The 17527-nt window shown below is 62.7% G+C and carries 15 protein-coding genes and 1 other RNA gene; 7 read left to right on the forward strand and 9 right to left on the reverse strand.

Annotated elements, in window-relative coordinates; translation table 11 throughout:
• Nucleotides 1-122 precede the first annotated feature (122 nt).
• The 4 genes from PZ897_RS09715 to PZ897_RS09730 all read right to left on the reverse strand — a co-directional run bounded on the left by PZ897_RS09715 (nucleotide 123) and on the right by PZ897_RS09730 (nucleotide 3396).
• Complete coding sequence (locus PZ897_RS09715; protein ID WP_275752055.1) at nucleotides 123-650, reverse strand: dihydrofolate reductase; 528 nt, start codon at nucleotides 648-650, stop codon at nucleotides 123-125.
• A gap of 6 nt (nucleotides 651-656) precedes the next feature.
• The gene (locus PZ897_RS09720) at nucleotides 657-1451 is read right to left on the reverse strand and encodes a thymidylate synthase (protein WP_275752057.1); all 795 of its coding nucleotides are present in this window, start codon (nucleotides 1449-1451) and stop codon (nucleotides 657-659) included.
• Nucleotides 1452-1637: 186 nt separating this feature from the next.
• Entirely contained in the window at nucleotides 1638-2798 is a 1161-nt protein-coding gene (locus tag PZ897_RS09725) for an exo-alpha-sialidase (RefSeq protein WP_275752058.1), read from the reverse strand.
• Nucleotides 2799-3087: 289 nt separating this feature from the next.
• Nucleotides 3088-3396 carry a DUF2853 family protein gene (locus PZ897_RS09730; protein ID WP_275752060.1) on the reverse strand — a complete coding sequence of 103 codons (309 nt, stop codon included), beginning with the start codon at nucleotides 3394-3396 and terminating at the stop codon, nucleotides 3088-3090.
• Nucleotides 3397-3509: 113 nt separating this feature from the next.
• Between PZ897_RS09730 and ssrA the strand changes: the two genes are divergently transcribed.
• The 4 genes from ssrA (at nucleotide 3510) to PZ897_RS09750 (ending at nucleotide 5147) form a co-directional block, all read left to right on the forward strand.
• Nucleotides 3510-3882: a transfer-messenger RNA gene (ssrA, locus tag PZ897_RS09735) on the forward strand.
• A gap of 245 nt (nucleotides 3883-4127) precedes the next feature.
• Nucleotides 4128-4691 (forward strand): SspB family protein, encoded by a 564-nt coding sequence (locus PZ897_RS09740; RefSeq protein WP_275752062.1) that lies wholly within the window; start codon nucleotides 4128-4130, stop codon nucleotides 4689-4691.
• Nucleotides 4692-4703: 12 nt separating this feature from the next.
• Nucleotides 4704-4898, forward strand: coding sequence for a DUF4169 family protein (locus tag PZ897_RS09745; protein ID WP_275752064.1), 195 nt, complete (start codon nucleotides 4704-4706; stop codon nucleotides 4896-4898).
• A gap of 3 nt (nucleotides 4899-4901) precedes the next feature.
• Nucleotides 4902-5147, forward strand: coding sequence for a ribbon-helix-helix domain-containing protein (locus PZ897_RS09750; RefSeq protein WP_275752065.1), 246 nt, complete (start codon nucleotides 4902-4904; stop codon nucleotides 5145-5147).
• Nucleotides 5148-5207: 60 nt separating this feature from the next.
• Here PZ897_RS09750 and PZ897_RS09755 read toward each other — a convergent pair whose 3' ends face one another.
• Entirely contained in the window at nucleotides 5208-9053 is a 3846-nt protein-coding gene (locus PZ897_RS09755; RefSeq protein WP_343217454.1) for an AsmA-like C-terminal region-containing protein, read from the reverse strand.
• 44 nt (nucleotides 9054-9097) lie between these two features.
• Nucleotides 9098-10513 (reverse strand): FAD-linked oxidase C-terminal domain-containing protein, encoded by a 1416-nt coding sequence (locus PZ897_RS09760; RefSeq protein WP_275752066.1) that lies wholly within the window; start codon nucleotides 10511-10513, stop codon nucleotides 9098-9100.
• Between the two features lie 159 nt (nucleotides 10514-10672).
• Here PZ897_RS09760 and PZ897_RS09765 point away from each other — a divergent pair, with 159 nt between their 5' ends.
• From PZ897_RS09765 to PZ897_RS09775, 3 genes are all read left to right on the forward strand, one after another.
• Complete coding sequence (locus PZ897_RS09765) at nucleotides 10673-11170, forward strand: thioesterase family protein (protein ID WP_275752068.1); 498 nt, start codon at nucleotides 10673-10675, stop codon at nucleotides 11168-11170.
• 3 nt (nucleotides 11171-11173) lie between these two features.
• Nucleotides 11174-12811 carry a chloride channel protein gene (locus PZ897_RS09770; protein ID WP_275752070.1) on the forward strand — a complete coding sequence of 546 codons (1638 nt, stop codon included), beginning with the start codon at nucleotides 11174-11176 and terminating at the stop codon, nucleotides 12809-12811.
• Between the two features lie 201 nt (nucleotides 12812-13012).
• A complete protein-coding gene (locus PZ897_RS09775) occupies nucleotides 13013-13432 on the forward strand; it encodes an MAPEG family protein (protein WP_275752072.1) in 420 nt (139 codons plus the stop codon).
• A 10-nt stretch (nucleotides 13433-13442) separates the two neighbouring features.
• Here the strand turns inward: PZ897_RS09775 and PZ897_RS09780 are convergent, their stop codons facing one another.
• The 3 genes from PZ897_RS09780 to PZ897_RS09790 all read right to left on the reverse strand — a co-directional run bounded on the left by PZ897_RS09780 (nucleotide 13443) and on the right by PZ897_RS09790 (nucleotide 17465).
• Entirely contained in the window at nucleotides 13443-14228 is a 786-nt protein-coding gene (locus tag PZ897_RS09780; RefSeq protein WP_275752074.1) for a GGDEF domain-containing protein, read from the reverse strand.
• 275 nt (nucleotides 14229-14503) lie between these two features.
• On the reverse strand, nucleotides 14504-14755 hold the full coding sequence (locus PZ897_RS20300; protein ID WP_343217452.1) for a Flp family type IVb pilin: 252 nt from the start codon (nucleotides 14753-14755) through the stop codon (nucleotides 14504-14506).
• 226 nt (nucleotides 14756-14981) lie between these two features.
• Complete coding sequence (locus tag PZ897_RS09790; RefSeq protein ID WP_275752076.1) at nucleotides 14982-17465, reverse strand: UvrD-helicase domain-containing protein; 2484 nt, start codon at nucleotides 17463-17465, stop codon at nucleotides 14982-14984.
• Between the last annotated feature and the right edge of the window lie 62 nt (nucleotides 17466-17527).

Genomic DNA, 17527 nt, shown 5'->3' on the forward strand with positions numbered 1-17527 from the left:
ATGGCGCGACCCGGCAGCTAATCCCCGAAACGCGCACGCTGCCCTCGTTATAGGTATCGTCCGGTCCGCTTTCAACGCAGCATTGTCCAATAGGGCCGTGTTTGCGGTTTATTCCGGTCGAATTATCGCTGACGACGACGCCAAACCGCAAATCGGACAGAATGGCTGTCTTTTTCCGTCCTGACCGGATCGGAGAGGCTGACCTTCTGCCAAAGGTTCGAATCAATTTCGGGGAAAACGGTGTCACCCTCGAGATCGGCGTCCACCTCGGTGAGCAGCAGCTCATCGGCACGATCGATGGTCAGCGCATAGATCTGACCACCGCCGATCACCGACACCTGATTGGCGCCGGATTGTCGCGCATGCTTTCGCGCCAGGTCGAGCGCGCGCTCAATACTATCCACCGTCTCGACGCCATCGGCGGCGAAGCCCGATCGCGAGACCACAATATTGGCGCGGCCAGGAAGCGGCCTGCCAATGGAGAGATAGGTCTTGCGGCCCATGATGACCGGTGTGCCGAGTGTCGCCGCCTTGAAATGCTTCAGATCCGACGGCAGCCGCCAGGGCATGTCCCCGTCACGGCCGATCACGCCGTTGCGGGCATGGGCGGCAACCAGGACGATTTTCAATGCAGCAGGCGTTTCGCTCATGGATGGTCACACCGCAATCGGGGCGGAGATCGCCGGGTGCGGATCGTAGCCCTCGAGCTTGAAATCCTCATAGGCAAAGGCAAACAGATCGGTGACACCCGGATTGATCCGCATCACCGGCAGAGCCTTCGGCTCCCGGCTCAACAGAAGATCGGCCTGATCGAAATGGTTCTTGTAGATATGCGCGTCGCCCAGCGTGTGGACGAAGTCGCCCGGCTTGAGACCGGTCACCTGCGCCACCATCATGGTCAGCAGCGCGTAAGAGGCGACGTTGAACGGCACGCCGAGAAAGATGTCGGCCGAGCGCTGGTAGAGCTGGCAGGACAATTTGCCGTCGGCGACATAGAACTGGAACAGGCAATGGCACGGCGGCAGCGCCATCTGATCGACCTCGGCCGGGTTCCAGGCCGAGACGATCAAGCGGCGCGAGGACGGGTTGGTTCTGATCTGGTTCAGCACACCGGCGATCTGGTCAATCGTGCTGCCGTCGGACGCCGGCCAGGAGCGCCATTGCGCGCCGTAGACCGGACCGAGATCGCCGTTCTCATCGGCCCATTCATCCCAGATCGACACGCCGTTGGCTTTCAGATAGGCGATGTTGGTGTCGCCCTTCAGGAACCACAGCAGCTCGTGAATGATCGACCTGAGATGCAGTTTCTTGGTGGTCAGCGCCGGAAAACCCGCTGCCAGATCAAACCGCATCTGGTGGCCGAACAGGCTGCGGGTGCCGGTGCCGGTGCGGTCGTCGCGGTCGGATCCCTGGTCGAGAACAAGCCGGAGAAGGTCGTGATATTGCTGCATGGAAGCCGTTTCATGATTCGAGGAAGCGCAATCCTAGCCGAGATGCCGCGCCATCGAAACGACGCTGGCGGATTATCCCCGCTACGGCACACAAGCACTCTGACGAAACGATTCCGTAAACAGGCGCAGAACTCTGTTTTTGCGCCGGATTTCCCAAAGCCACAGACTGGCTTCCAATCTGTTGCGTTATCTGCGGTCGAGCACTTCAACCGCCAGAACCGTCGGCAGGTGCCGCGCAATCTCGTCCCAGCGGTCGCCTTCATCAAGGCTGGCGAACACCGAGCCGCTGTTGGTGCCGAAATAGAGGCCGGCCGGATCGCGTCCATCCCCCGCCATAGCCTGGCGCAGCACGGTGAAATAACAGCCTTGCTGCGGCAGGCCCTGGCGCAGGGCCTGCCAGCTTTGGCCGCCATCCCGCGAGCGCCACACCGCGGCCGCCGCATCGGGCGGAAACCGGCCCGCGCTGTCGCCATTGAGCGGCAGCGTGAAGACCGTGTCGGGATCGCGCGGATGCACCCGGATCGGGAAGCCGAAGCTGGAGGGCAGGCCTGCGGTGATGTCGTCCCAATTGCGGCCGCCATCAACTGAACGCCAGACACCATGATGGTTCTGCTGGTACAACAGATCGGCCGTGCCCGGTGCCCGCATCATGTTGTGGACGCAGTGGCCGATCTCGCCATCGCGCGGGGCCGCCGGGTGGTCGTGATGGGTGCACTTGTCGGCATTGGACAAGCGGTTGCGGCGCTCCCAGGAGGCGCCGCCGTCCTCGGTGGCAAAGACACCGGCGGCCGAGATGCCAACCCACAGCTTGGCCGGGTCGGACGGATCCGCCACAATGGTGTGCAGAACCAGGCCCGCAGCGCCCGGATTCCAGGCTTCGGCCGACGGATGATCGGTCAGGCTCTCAATCTTTTGCCAACTCAGGCCGCCATCCGTGCTGGCGATGAGGCCTGCGGGTTTGGTGCCCGCATACAAGGTGCCATGGGCATAGCCGAGTGACCAGATCTGCGAAAACGTGTCGGCGAACGGCAGGGTCTGTGCACTCCAGCCAATCATCGCGGCGAAATCCGGATCGTTTGCCGCCCAGTCGTCCATGGTGCCGCGGGTCAGCCGGATCAGGTCCCAGGTTTCGCCGTCATCGCTTGAGCGCCAGATTCCGGCCCCATGCCAGTCGCCGCCGCCGCCCGCCCAGAGACGGCCGGTCGCCGGATCGCCAATCACGTGATTGATCGGCCAACCGTCGCAGAAGGGGCCGCGCACGGCCCAGCCGTCGCGATGTTTTCCACCGGAGAGCAAAAAGGCGCCTTTGGTGGTTCCCACCAGCACCGACAAACTGCTTGAAGACATCGGATGCGCCCTCCAACGAGCCAGCAGCAATTTACCACCGGAGAGAGGATCTGGCTAGATTGCGGCCTGGTCAGCCGAACGCGGACCGAGATGAATGGCCACCGGCGGCGGCGACAAAATCCTTCGGCACGAGCGGCAAGACCGATCGCCGTCATGGCCCCCTGCCCTTTGCAGCGCTGACGCTGTTGAGTCAGGTTGCCAATGCTGCTGCAGAGACTGCGGACAGCGCATAGCATCCGCCGCTGCGCTCACCGCGCGAGCAGGGCCTGACCGCTGCAGTCAGATTGATTCAGAGGTCGCCGAGCTTGCCGAGTTCCTTGGCCACCAGATAATAGAAGGTCACCCGCGCCTTGGAGTTGTCCGCCTTCATCATTTCGCAAACTGCGGCAACCGCGTCGTCAGCGGCCGGACCGGTCACGCCGAGCTTCTTGCCGCACCATTTTTCCGAGACACGGGCAAGCTCTGAGGGATCGGAACAGGCCACCATCGACGCGTCGCGGCTTCTGAGCGCAATGCCGAGATGTTTGACAATCTTGCCGATGGTTTCGTCGGACGCTCCGGCGTCATATTTCTTCACATCGGCGGCATAATCAGTCATGAACATTCCCCTTTGACTGGAACTCGACTCCACACGAGCCTCATCCGGTTGGCATTGAATGCGCATGTTTCGCAATCGCAATTATGCTGTCAATAGCAAGTCCACCCGATTGCCCCCTTTTCATTGTACTGCAAGCACACTATATGAGGAGTGCTGCGCAAGCAGCTATGACAATAAACGAGCGTTGAAATAAACCATTCGGACCCGGGGGCGGTACCCGGCGCCTCCACCATGATCCGGCCACGAGCCGAAAACCAGCCTGACGGCCGGATGATGATGGGGGCGAAACAGGATCGACGAGGGTGTAAAGAGCGACTTTTTGTTCGGCATTGTACCACCGTTATCGGGCTAAACTTGTAGTTGCAAACGACAACTATGCGGAAGCTCGTCTCGCTGCTTAATTGCGGTGTGACACTTCAAATTAAGTCCTAGAGGGTCGCACTTCTAGGCGGGGTTCGGAGGTACCTGGCAACAGAAACCTCCACTTTTCAGATTTTTGACCATGCCGAACCAGACCATGATCGCGCCCGATGCAGCCGGGACGCCGGAATGCCACCCCCGCAAATGCGCCATATTCGGCCGATTATAAGTGCATTGGGGCCTTATCGCGGAACACAGCTTTCAAGCGCGCGGGCTTTCCGGTTATAAAGCAGGATGAATCGGCGGCGCATGACCGCCTGTGCACACGAGACTAGGGCTCTGGACGGGCCCCGACAGGAAAGAAACCGCTGATGCCGCAAGACCATATCCGATACGACATACTTGCCCAGGATGCGCTGCGAGGCGTGATCCGCAAGGTGCTGTCCGAGATTGCGGTGACCGGCTACCTGCCGGGAGAACATCATTTTTTCATCACCTTCCTGACCGAAGCGCCCGGCGTGCGGATTTCGACTGCACTCAAGGAGCGCTATCCCGAGCAGATGACCATCGTCGTGCAGCATCAGTTCTGGGATCTGAAAGTCACGGAATCGCTGTTCGAGATCGGCCTGTCGTTCTCGGACAAGCCCGAAAAACTGGTGGTGCCGTTTGCCGCCATCCGTGGATTTTATGATCCGTCAGTCAATTTCGAGCTGGAATTCGACACCGTCCTCGATTCTGCCGCCAATGACGGCGGCGACACCGAAGACAATGGCCGTGCCGAACTTTCCGGGACAATTGAACGGCTTGCCGAAACGGCGACCAAGGACGAGAATGCCGAGGCGGCAGACGCCACCGAGAGCGACGCCGATGTCGATGCTGCGAAAAAAGCCGGAGCGGACGTGGTCTCGCTCGATTCCTTCCGCAAGAAAAGCTGACGGGACGGATTGATGAGCGGTGACGTCGTCAATCTGCGTATGGCGCGCAAGCGTCGCGACCGCGCCGACAAGGCGGCGGAGGCGGAACGCAACCGCTTCGAGCATGGCCGCTCCAAGGCGGAGCGCACCCTTGCCCGCGCCCGCAATGACAAAGCCGCACGCGAGCACGCGGCGTCCCGCCGCGAAACCGATGAAACCGAGCGGTAAGGCGTGAGCCGCGGTCAGATCCGCAAGCATTCGGTCAGCATTCGCGGCCATCGTACCAGCATCACGTTGGAAGACGCCTTCATGGACGCCTTGCGGCAGATGGCCGGCGAGCGCGGCATCGCGGTCGCGGCGCTGATTGCCGAGATCGACAGCGCGCACGCGGTGCCGGTCAATCTGTCATCGGCCATCCGGCTTGCCGTGCTTGACTGGGCGCTGGGCAAACAGGCGCTGCCGACACGTGATCAATAGGCTGATTTCTGTTGCCGCCCCCCAACCATTGCTTCAACACCGCGCACACGGTCCCGGCTTTCAGCCGCCCGGCGCGATCAGGCTGCGGATCGGATCGTTGACGCCGGGCAGATCTTCAAAATTCAAGTCCGGGATGGCGCGAGGCAAAGACCTGTCCTCGATGGCTGATGGCGGATCGGCGGACGGCGCAGACAGCGGACGGCGCTCAATGACGCCGGGGGCGATGGGGGCCTCGGGGGCGATGGGGCCGTCGGGGGCCTGCAATGCCTTCTGCCGGGCAGCTTCCTCGGCCGCGCGTTGTGCAGCGGCCTGGTCGGCCGCCTGTTGATCGCGGGCGCGTTGGGCTTGCTCCTCCTCCCGGCGCTGTTGCTCCTCCGCCGCCAGACGTGCAGCTTCCTCAGCCGCCACCCTTGCCGCCTCTTCGGCTTCCGCACGGGCGCGGGCCGCAGCTTCGCGCTGCTCGGCCCGTTCCTTGAGCAAGGCGATCTCGCGGCGAAGCCTTTGCTTCTCGATCACGCCGGCCTGCAGCAGTTCCACCTTGCGGCGTTCGCGCTCGAAAGCCCGCATCGAAAGATAATTGGTCAGTTGTCCGGCGTCGATCGACACACCGGGATCGACCAGCAGCCCGCCAAGACTGAAAACCACCGACGGATCGCCTCCGGCAATGGCCTCGACACCAGGCTCGAAGCTCATCTGCCAGTTTGCCTCCAGACGCAGGCCGACCAGATCGACGCGGGCATCGCCCGACAGTCTGGTATCCTGATCGACGATTTCGGCGCTGGAAAAGCGCATGACCCCGCCGGTCAGCGTGAACGGCAGCGTCAGACTCTCGGCTTTGAGTTCGCCACCGGTCATGAAGCCGGCGACTAGGTCTGCAACCGGACCGGGTTCGATCGTGAAGTCCTCACGGTCGGCGGCGCCGAGGATCCGGTCAAAGGCACCGGGGTCCAATCCGGAGATGGTCAGGTTCCCGGCGGTGAGTTCCCCCCCGCCGGCGAGCGAGGCGACAAGCTCGCGCATCGAATTTCCCGTGCCCTCGAGACTTGCTCTTGCGCCCGCCTTGCCGGCCAGCGCCGAGGTCCCCCCCACAGCCTGTTCCAGGGTTGAAAGGTCTGCATCCGCTGCGACGACGCGTCCGGACAGGAACACCGCCCCTTCCGCATTGGACAGCGACAGGCTGCCGCCGAGACGGCCGCCGTACCAGTCCGCCCCGGCGTTTTCCAAAGCCAGCGTTCCGGTTGCCATCGACAGGCCGGCGGAAAAATTCCTCGCAGTCCCGGCCCGCCCGAGATCGATCCGGTCCGCCTCAAGCGCGATCTTCATTTCCGGCTGTGTCTGTGACGGCGGCAGAAATGGTGCATCGCTCCAGCTGGCCCCGGCACTTCCCGGCAATTGCGGTCCGAGCGCCAGTTCGCCAAGCCAGCCGAGATCTGCCTCTTCGACCTTCAAACTGCCCTGACCGGTCAGGTTTGAAGCTGTCCGGTCAAATTCCAGTTCGCCCGAGAAGGCATTTCCGGCCGCTCTGCCGGCGATATCGGAAAGCAGCAGCTGCTCGTCATTCATACCCAGACTTGCCGTCATCGAAAACGCAAGCCCGGTGCCTGCCTGCGGCACGGAGCGGTTGAAGGTAAGAAGCAAAGGCTCGATGTCGCCAGTGCTGATTGCCAGATCGAACAGGCCGGTGATCGGATCATTCGACGGTATGCGGCCATTGCCGTTCAACGTGAATTCGGTTCCCGGTGCTGTAAAGCTGGCGTCAATGTCCAGATCACCACTGTTGGCTCCGCCGGAGGCCTGGAGCGTCAGGGCTGCCGGCCCTTCACCTTCCAGTGGCAGCACCGCAAATCCGGCCTGCTCGACAAGCCGGTAGGCTTGCGGATTGCTCGCTGTCACCTTGAGGGTGCGGGGACCATCGCCACCGGGGGTAAGCCCGGTTCCAACCGCCCGGACCGTATAGGCGCCACCGCCGGCCGAGCCGGTCACGCTCAGGTCTGGGCCGCTTGCCGGATCGAGCTTCAGATCGACACGGCCGGAAAGATCATCGAATGCCGAACTGTTGGCGGCCAGACGGCGGACCAGTTGATGGCCGTTGCTGATCCGGTCGGCAAGCGCGAACAGACCGGCGGCCTGGGCGGCGGCAAACTCGCCGGTGACCGTGCCGCTGGGTGCGGCGAACGAACCTTCGAGAACGCCGGAGAAGGCGCCTGAGGCGCCGCCAAAATCCGCAAACTCCATGCGCTCGATGGTCAGTTGTCGGTTGCGCCACAGCATTGAGGAGTCAAAGCCGTTGAGACGGTAGTCACCAAGCGTGAACGTGTCGGCTGTGATGCGGGCGGCGAGATTGTACTGGTCAAGAGACTGGCCCTTGCCGTCTTCGCCTGCCGCAAGCAGCGTCAGCGCACGCATTGCATCGACATCGAACGTGTCACCGGACAATTCGAGCGACAGCGACGGCGTGCCCTGGGCCGGCGTTTCCCGTTCCAGCCGGCCTTTGAGAATGGCAGCTCCGACCGCGACCTCGAGCGCTTCAAAACGCTGCAACTGGGATGACAGGCTGACCTGCGCGGAAAAGCCCGCCGCGCCAAGACGCCGGATCACCGGATCGACATCGCCGACCAGCCAGTTGGCCAGACCCGACGGCTGGGTTGAGGCCACGGTCAGGGCGCCGTTAAAGCCGGCGTCCGGGCCGGAGACCAGGCGGCCTCGCGCCTCCACCGTGGTGCGGCCGGGCAGATTGGCCGAGAAGCGGTCGATCAGCCAGGCGTCGCCCTCGGGCCGGGCGTCGAGCGTGATCTCCCGCAAGGTCGTGTCGCCGGCTACGATGGCCGGCAGGTTGAACGACACCCGACCCGGCAACGGCGGCGGCGGCAAGCGGTCAATCAGCCGGTTGAAAATGGCAAGCCGTTCGCCCAGGGACGCCACCTCCCGCGGCCTGTCGGCTTCGGGATTTTCGCCGGAAAGCCGGGCCATGTCGATTTGCTGGCCGTCGGCAATGAGCAGGAAGTCCGGATCGGGGCCGGTGTCGATCGTGGCCTGGCCGGTCATGACATAGGGATCGTCGGCAAGCCCGACCTCCGCGCGCCATTCCTTGATCGCCAGGCGCTCATTGGTTGCGGCGAAATCGCCCTTGGCGACGACCAGCGGCTTTTCCGGTGCAGCCTTGTCATCAGCGGAACCAGACAGAGCGGTGAAGGTAAACAGCCCGTCATAGACCGGTGTACTGTCTTCAATGCGGGCGTCGCCCTCGGTTTCGAGCAGAACCGGCCAGGCATCCGGGACTATCCGGGCCCGCAGGCGAATGGAGCCATTGGCCTGGGCAATGCCGGTGGAAATCGACACCGCGCCCCGCTGCCCTTCGATTTCACCACCGGCTTCTATCAGCCATGGACCGGAGAGGGACTTTGCCGACACAACCGCATTTATGTCGCGGATGCGGTGAGTGCGGCCGTTCTGCTCGTCGAGGATCGTGATGTCGGCATCCTCGATGGTCACCCGTTCCAATACCACCAGATCGCCGGGCGGCGTCGGCTTGCGCTTGAGCGCCCAATCCAGGGTGCCGTCTTCGAGAATCCGCACGATCGCCTTCGGCGATTCCATGCGCATGTCATAGATCAGGACTTCGCCGCTGAGGAACGGCGCCAGTTCCGCATCCATCGAAAATCTGGCGATGGTCATCGCCGGCTGGTCGTCCTCGCCGACGGTGACATCGGAAAAGGTCAGTGACGGGAATGGCAGCAGCCGCGCATCCGCCTCGCCGCGCACCTTGACCGGCTGGCCGATGATGCGGCTGGCTTCGGTCTCAAACGCAGTGCGGTAGCTGCTCCAGTCGATGAACAACGGAGCGAGCAGCGCCGCAAACAGCGCCAGCACCAGCAAACCCCCAATGGCGACAAATAGACGGACCAGCGTTCAATCCTCTCTTGCGGTCAGCATGCCCGCTTTTGTTGGTCTCAGTGATCGAATGAAAAAATCTTGCCCGGATTCATCAGGTTCAAAGGATCGAGCGCCTGTTTGATCTGCCGCATCACCGACACGCCCTCGCCCATTTCCAGCGACAAATAGGGTCGCTTGCCCTGCCCTATACCATGTTCGCCGGTGCAAGTTCCATCCATCGCCAGCGCGCGGGCATTGAGACGGCCGACAAAGGCTTCCGCCGCCGCCACTTCCGCCGGCACTTTGGTGTCCATCAGCACCAGTACATGAAAATTTCCATCCCCGGCATGCCCGACAATCGGCGCGATCAGACCGGCGGTTGCGATGTCCTGCTGGGTTTGAACCACACATTCGGCAAGCCTGGAGATCGGCACGCAAACATCGGTGGAGATCCCTTGCGCGCCGGGCCTGAGCTGCAGCGCTGCCCAGTAGGCATTGTGGCGGGCTTTCCACAATTCGGTCCGCCGTTCCGGATCTGTCGTCCAGAGGAAGTCGCTGCCACCGCATTCGGCGGCAATGTCGCCAAACATCGCCGCCTGCTCGGCGACGCCGGCTTCGGTGCCGTGAAACTCCAGAAACAAGGCCGGCGTTTCGGGATTGGACAGTTTGGAATAGGCGTTGCAGGCCTTCATCTGAAGCGCATCGAGAAGCTCGATCCGCGCCACCGGGATGCCCATCTGAATGGTCATGACGACCGCGTCGCAGGCGGCCTCGACGCTGGGGAACGGGCAGACACCGCCAGAAATCGCCTGCGGGATGCCCTGCAGACGCAGCGTCACCGAGGTGAGCACGCCGAGCGTTCCCTCCGATCCGACGAACAGCCGCGTCAGATCATAGCCGGCGGAGGATTTGCGGGCGCGGCGGGCGGTGCGGATCTCGTCGCCCGACGCGGTCACGGCGGTGACCGCAATGACGTTTTCCCGCATGGTGCCGTAGCGGACCGCATTGGTGCCCGAGGCACGTGTTGCGGTCATGCCGCCAATCGAAGCGTTGGCGCCGGGATCGATGGGAAAAAACAGCCCGGTGTCGCGCAGATGGGTGTTGAGCTGTTCGCGCGTCACGCCTGGCTCGACGGTACAGTCGAGGTCTTCCGCATTGACTTCGAGCACCCTGTCCATCCGCGACGTGTCGATGGATATGCCGCCATGGGGAGCATTGACCTGGCCCTCCAGCGACGTTCCCGTGCCGAACGGAATCACCGGCACACGATGATCGACGCAGGCGCGCACGATCAGCTTGACGTCGTCGGCGGAAGCCGGGAACACCACCGCATCGGGCAACTGGCCGGGAATATAGGTGGTGGTATGGGCATGCTGGGCGCGGAGCGCCTCGCCGGTCTGGACCTGATCGCCAAATCGCTGACGCAGGACACCTATCACCGCTGCGATGCCCGCGTCGTTGCGTTGGCCGGATTCGATGTCGCTGAGTCCCATTTGATCATCTCCTGGCAACTGTGGGTCCACTGATGGCGCCACATACTTGCTGCTTCGGCATGATGAGGTAATGTGCAAACTGAAACGCTCTTGTCCAGTGCGCGACGACGCCGCGGACAAACAAACCCGGGCGCAGATGAACAATCGTGAGGAGAAGCCATGTTGTTTGATGCTCCAGTCATCGCGCCCGCGCGCGGTCTGGACCCGTCGTGGCTCGATCACAACGGCCATCTGAACATGGCTTATTACAATGTCCTGTTCGACCAGGCTGTCGACCACGCCTTCGGCCTGATCGGCTGCGGGCCTGAATATGTGACGGCGCGCAAGATGAGCTTTTTTACCGCCGAGGCCCATATCTGCTACCTCAGGGAATTGAAGCCCGATGCTGTGGTGGCGGCGAGCGTGCAGCTTGTCGACTTCGACAGCAAACGGGTTCACCTGTTTCAGGAGCTCCGGCATGTCGACGGCTGGCTGTCGGCGACGTCGGAAACCCTGATCCTGCATGTCGACATGACCGGTCCCCGGGCCGCCCCGATGCCTGACGATGTGCTGGCCAATGTGACCAGCATGGCCGCAGCCCATCGCCACCTGGCGCGACCCGAACGGGCGGGGCGATCCATAGGGATTGTCCGCAAGCAAACTCACAGGGCAGGCTGATTGATGGGCTTTGACCTGCTTCACTCGATGCCCGAACGTATTCGAAAATGGGTGATGCCCAACATTCGGGCCTTTATCGAACACCGGCAGCCAGAAATCTGGCTGCTGTCACTGCTGATCGGGCTTGGTGTGGCCTGGGCTGCGATCGGGTTCCGGCAGTTGATCGGATTTGTGCAGCTCTACTGGCTTGGCAACACCAGCGAACAGGTGCTGACGGTGGCGCAACACACGCCCTGGTACATGATCGTCGCCGGGCCGACGCTGGGCGGCATCGTCGTCGGTATCGTCGTCAGCCGCTTCATCTCCTCGCGCCGGACCAGCGGGGTTGCTGACGTGATCGAGGCGCGCACCCTGGCCGGGCGCCGCCTCAGTCTGCGGGAGGGCCTTCTCAGTGCCGTGACAACGGCGTTTTCTCTGGGAGCGGGCGGCAGTGCCGGCCGCGAGGGGCCGGTGGTCCATCTTGGCGCAACGCTGGCAAGTGCTGTCGGCGACCGGCTGCATTTGCCCGACCACGCCCGCCGCACCCTGCTGGCGGCCGGCGTCGCATCGGCCATTTCGGCCAGCTTCAATGCGCCCATTGCCGGCGTGCTGTTCGCCCATGAAGTGATCCTGGGCCATTACGCCTCGCGTTCCTTCGTGCCGGTGGTGATCTCCTCGGCAGCCGGCGCGGTCACATCGCGGCTGTGGTTCGGGGATACGGCGGCGTTTATCGTGCCGTCCTACCAGATCACATCCTACTGGGAGTTTCCCGCCTTTGCCCTGTTGGGCGTGGTCTGTGCCATGGTGGCAATGGCCTTCCAGTTTGCACTGTTTTCCGCCGACTACCTGGCGCGACGCTCGCCAATCCCGATCTGGGCACTGCCGATCTGTGGCGGCCTGATCGTCGGGTTGATGGCGGTGCCTTTCCCGCACATTCTGGGCGTCGGCTACGAGGCCACCGACCTGGCGCTGTGGGGGCAACTCTCGCTCTGGCTGATGCTCATCCTGATCGTGATGAAAACGCTGGCCACCGCCATCACGCTGGCTTCGCGGTTCGGCGGCGGGGTGTTTTCGCCCTCGCTCTACCTTGGCGCCATGACCGGCGGGGCTTTCGGCATCATCGCGGCATCGGTGTTTCCCGACCTCGCATCGAGCCAGGCTCTGTATTCGATCCTGGGGATGGGGGCGGTGGCCGGCGCGGTGCTCGGCGCCCCGATCTCGACCACGGTGATCGTGTTCGAACTGACGGGCGGCTATGCGCTGTCGATCGCGCTGCTGCTGACTGTTGCCATTGCCCACGGCATCAACCTGGCACTGCATGGCCATTCCTATTTCCAGTGGCAGCTGGAAATGCGCGGATTGTTCATCAAGGGCGGCCCGCATCGAACCGTGCTGCGCAATGCCAGGGTTATGGATTTCATGACGCTGCCCGAGGATGATGCGGAGATCGAGTATTACGATCCCGACAGCAAGGTCCAGGCACTCAAGGCGACCGACACGCTTGAAATCGCGCTGCGCCTCTTTGATGCCAGTGGACACATGCGCATGCCGGTGATTGCCGATGGCGAGGACAAGCGCATCGTCGGCTGGGCCGAACAAGTCGAGGCGCTGGGCCATTTCAACCGCCGGCTGGTTGCGGCCAGCGAGGAAGCGCACCGGTAAAGTCCCGCGCGATCGGCGCGCCGGGCGGCAAGAGAGCGCCGTGTGTTGCGCAGCAACCCAGGACAGTCGAGCTTTCGCCAGCCGACAAAGAAGTATATCGCGTGTCCGGCAGCGGTTTACATTTGGCCCAATATGCGGCATCGCCTTGACAACGGTAACGAGCTTCCGTGCCGCGGCAGCTTACTTCACGGAGACTGACAGATGCAGAGTTTGACACCGGCCCTTTCCGCCGCAGGTATTTACGCAGCTTTGAACATGGTCATCCTGTTCTGGATCGCGATCGAGACGGGCCGGTTGCGCGCCAAACACAAGGTCTCGATCGGCGATGGCGGGGTCAAGCATCTGGTGCGCATCATTCGCGGTCATGCCAATGCAATCGAGAACATGCCGATGTTCTTCGTTCTGCTGATCATCGCCGTGCTGATGGGAATACCTGCGATCGCTGTGCACGGGCTTGGTCTGATCTTCACCGTTGGGCGCGGCCTGCACGCCTGGCATTTTATCCAGGAAGATGCGCCGGGCTGGCAACGCGGCGGTGGCTTTACCCTGTCGTTCCTGGGGCAACTCGTGCTGATGGCCGGAATGCTCGGACATGGGGTGTGGATGATGGTGGCCGGCTGAAAACGCCCATCTAGCTGGCGAGGCTGGCGGGCCTTGGCGGTGCCGGCACGACGCCTGCAGGCGCGCCGGCGACGCAATAGCGGTCGCGGCCCGTGCGTTTGGCCTGGTAAAGCGCTGTATCGGCAAGCTTCATGGTCTTTTCCAGCGACTGGCCGGGATGATGCCGGGCGCCGCCGATGCTGACGGTCAGATCGATCCTGCGACCGGAGACGAACCGGCCTTCGGTGCGCATCAGCAGGCACAGCCGGTCTGAAATTTCGGCAATTGCCGACTCATCGGCGCCGGGCAGGAAAATACCGAACTCCTCGCCGCCCAGACGGCCGATCAGAGCGTCTGTCGGCAGCGCCTTGCGCAACAGCTCGGCCAGCCGCTTGAGCGCCTCATCCCCGATATCATGGCCATGGGTGTCGTTGATTGCCTTGAAATGATCGGCATCGATCATCAGAAACACGCCGGTTTGCGGCACAACCTCCTTGGTCTTTCCCAGCAGATAGGTTCGGGTCAACACGCCGGTGAGCGTGTCGTATCTGATGTACTCGTCGACCTTGTCGATGGTCAGGGTCTGCATGCGAAACATATTGAGCACGGCGATGCTCAGCGGGGGCGTGATCAGCAGCGGAATCAGCAGCGCCGGACCAAGCCAGACCAGATATAGAGCGATGCCTGTCCCGCCAAGGCTCCAGATCACAGAGCCAATCGATAACACCGGGACACACACGGTAAAGGCGGTGATGATGGCCGCAAGTCTGTATACCTGGCGCATCTCGCTGATCTGGAACAGATTTTCAATGCTCATGAATTCTGGCCCCACCGAAAATATTTTTTGTAATACGAGGTCCGGTGAATAGATGCCGCGTCCTAACACCGCCTGAAAACAATCGCTAAAATGCCGCGCATCCTGGAAACTGGTTGTGGATAAAATCACTGAGGGGGAGAAAAACGTCTTCCGCCACCATGGATTGCGGCCGCCCCGGAGTGCGCGCCATCCGCGGAAGGAGGATTGCCTGATTGCGATCCTGTTCACATGGATGGGTTTGAATGCGGCGATCGGGGAAGCGGACGGCTCTTCCGTTACGGCTCCTGCGCGGCCGCGGCAATGACCGAGCCGGGGCGGGCTTCGGCTGTTGTGCGGAGAAATTGGCTCCGCGGGCCGTCAGCGGGAATCGTTCTTGACAGTGATTGGAACTGCTCGGCGAGTGTATGACCCAGCCTGTCGGCGCCGGCGTAGAGCGCCATGGACACAAGAGCAGCAGTCAGGCTGTATTCAATCGCGGTCGCGCCAGCTTCGCATTTGGCAGCGCGTGTGCAGAGTACCTTCATCATGGAGGTCCCTTTCCAGCATGTGCACATGTCCGAACTCTCATGGTTCGGGTCCGGCCACTCATTGACCAGACACCGAAGGCTTGCACGGTTTCGTTTCAGAACCGTTGAGAGGTCTGGTTAATGGTGTGCCAAGGGAGAGCGGGGGGCATGGCGGGCCAGCCGGCGTGATCCGCAGCCGGAAAGCGCGCTCGCCGTCGGCCCGGAACGCCGGTTTTCAGTCGCGCCGCTACGTTCCAACCCGGCTGACAAACCCGTCCAGCACCCGTTTCTGGCCGGCCTTGTCGAAATCGATGGTCAGCTTGTTGCCGTCGATGACGGCGATGTTGCCGTTGCCGAATTTCATATGGAAAACCCGGTCGCCGACCGAATAGGCCGAAGTTGTGCCGGTGGATTTGGCCACCAGTTCGCCCTCGATGGTGGAGCCGCGCGGGCCGGATTCACCGTAGGCGATGCGCTCGACCGCATGGCCCGAACGGGTGCCCCAATTGTCGCGCGCGGCATCGGTCTTGTTGGCCTGCGCCCGTTTCCAGCCCGGCGTGTTGTACGTGCCCGAAAACGGCTCGGCCCGGTCAAAGCGCGAGGCGCCATAGGGGCCGCCGGACTGTCCGCCAAAGCTTCCGCCGCGGCCGTAACCGCCATAGCCGGTATCCATTTCCGCCACCTCGACATGGGCTTCGGGCAGTTCATCGAGGAAGCGCGAGGGCAGCGTCGATTGCCACAGACCGTGGATGCGGCGGTTGGAGACGAACCAGATGTGGCAAAAGAGCTTTGCCCGCGTGAGGCCGACATAGGCGAGACGGCGCTCTTCCTCCAGCCCCGAGCGGCCGCCCTCGTCGAGCGCGCGCTGGTGCGGGAACAGGCCTTCCTCCCAGCCCGGCAGGAACACGGTTTCGAATTCCAGCCCCTTGGCCGAATGCAGCGTCATGATCGAGACGGCGTCGAGATCGGGATTGTTGTCGGTGTCCATGACCAGCGCCACGTGTTCGAGAAAGGCGCGCAGCGATTCAAAGCCGGAGATGGTCTCGACCAGCTCCTTGAGGTTTTCGAGCCGGGTCGGCGCATCGGCGGCGCGGTCGTTCTGCCACATCTCGGTGTAGCCGGATTCCTCCAGAATGGTTTCGGCCAGTTCGTGCCCGGGCGCGGTTTCCATCAGGGTCTGCCAGCGGGTGAACATCTCGACCACGTCGGTCAGGGACTTGCGCGGCCGGGGCTTGAGCTCGTCAGTGAGGATCAGATCGCGGGCGGCAGCCAGCATCGGGATGCCGCGGGCGCGGGCCGCATCGTGGATCTGGCGCACCGCCGCCTCGCCCAGGCCGCGTTTGGGCACATTGACGATGCGCTCGAAAGCAAGATCGTCAGCGGGCTGGCTGACGACGCGGAAAAACGCCATGGCGTCGCGGATTTCCTGGCGCTCATAGAAGCGCGGGCCGCCGATCACCCGGTAATTGAGACCAAGCGTGACGAAGCGTTCCTCGAACTCGCGCATCTGGAACGAGGCGCGAACCAGGATCGCCATATTGTTAAGCGCCCGGCCCTTGTTCTGCGCCTGCTCGATTTCCTCGCCGATGGCGCGGGCTTCTTCCTCCGAATCCCAGGCGGCGTGGACGTGCACACGCTCATGCTCGGGGTTGGATTGCTCGGTGAACAGGGTCTTGCCGAGCCGGCCCTCATTGTGCGAGATCAGGTGACCGGCGGCGCCCAGAATGTGTTCGGTGGAGCGGTAATTGCGCTCGAGCCGGATCACCTTGGCGCCGGGAAAATCCTTGTCGAAGCGCAGGATGTTTTCCACCTCGGCGCCGCGCCAGCCATAGATTGACTGGTCGTCATCACCGACGCAACAGATGTTGGGGCGCTCGGGTGCAGGGCGCTGTGCCAGCAATCTGAGCCACATATATTGCGCGGTGTTGGTGTCCTGATACTCGTCCACCAGAATGAAGCGGAATTTCTGCTGATATTCCTTCAGCACATCGGGATTGGCGCGAAACAGCCGGATCGGCTGGCACAACAGATCGCCGAAATCCACCGCGTTCAGGGTTTGCAGCCGCGCCTGATAGGCGGTGTAAAGCGCCCTGCCCTTGCCATTGGCAAAGCCGCGACTGTCGCCTTCGGGGATTTCCGCCGGCCCGAGCCCCTTGTTCTTCCAGCCGTCGATCATCTGGGCGAATTGCCGTGCCGGCCAGCGCTTGTCGTCGATGCCTTCGGCCTGAATCAGTTGCTTGCACAGCCGGACCACATCATCGGTGTCCAGAATGGTGAAATCGGAGCGCAGGTTGGCCAGCTCGGCATGGCGGCGCAGCAGCTTGACACCGATCGAGTGGAAGGTGCCGAGCCAGGGCATGCCCTCGACCGCGCCGCCGACGAGCACGCCAATGCGCTCCTTCATTTCGCGCGCCGCCTTGTTGGTGAAGGTGACGGAGAGGATCTGCGAGGGATAGGCGAGCCCGAGATTGAGAATATGGGCAATGCGGGTGGTCAGAACCCTCGTCTTGCCGGTGCCCGCGCCTGCCAGCACCAGCACCGGGCCCTCGATGGATTCGACCGCATCGGCCTGTTCGGGATTGAGGCCGGAAAGATAATTCGGCGTCGGCCGCGAGGCATTGCGCGCGGCCATGGCGCGCGCGGCAATCGAGCCGCCGCCGGCTGCCGGCTGTGCGCGCGGCGCTGGATCGTCGTCACCGAAAAACGGAATGTCATCATCTGCTGAGCTCATAGCGGCTGAATGTAGTGATTCGCGGGCGAAAGACCAGCGTTCCCGGTTCATTCCGGTGGTTG

This window comes from Hoeflea sp. YIM 152468 (assembly GCF_029210485.1).
Taxonomy (GTDB): Bacteria; Pseudomonadota; Alphaproteobacteria; order Rhizobiales; family Rhizobiaceae; genus Hoeflea.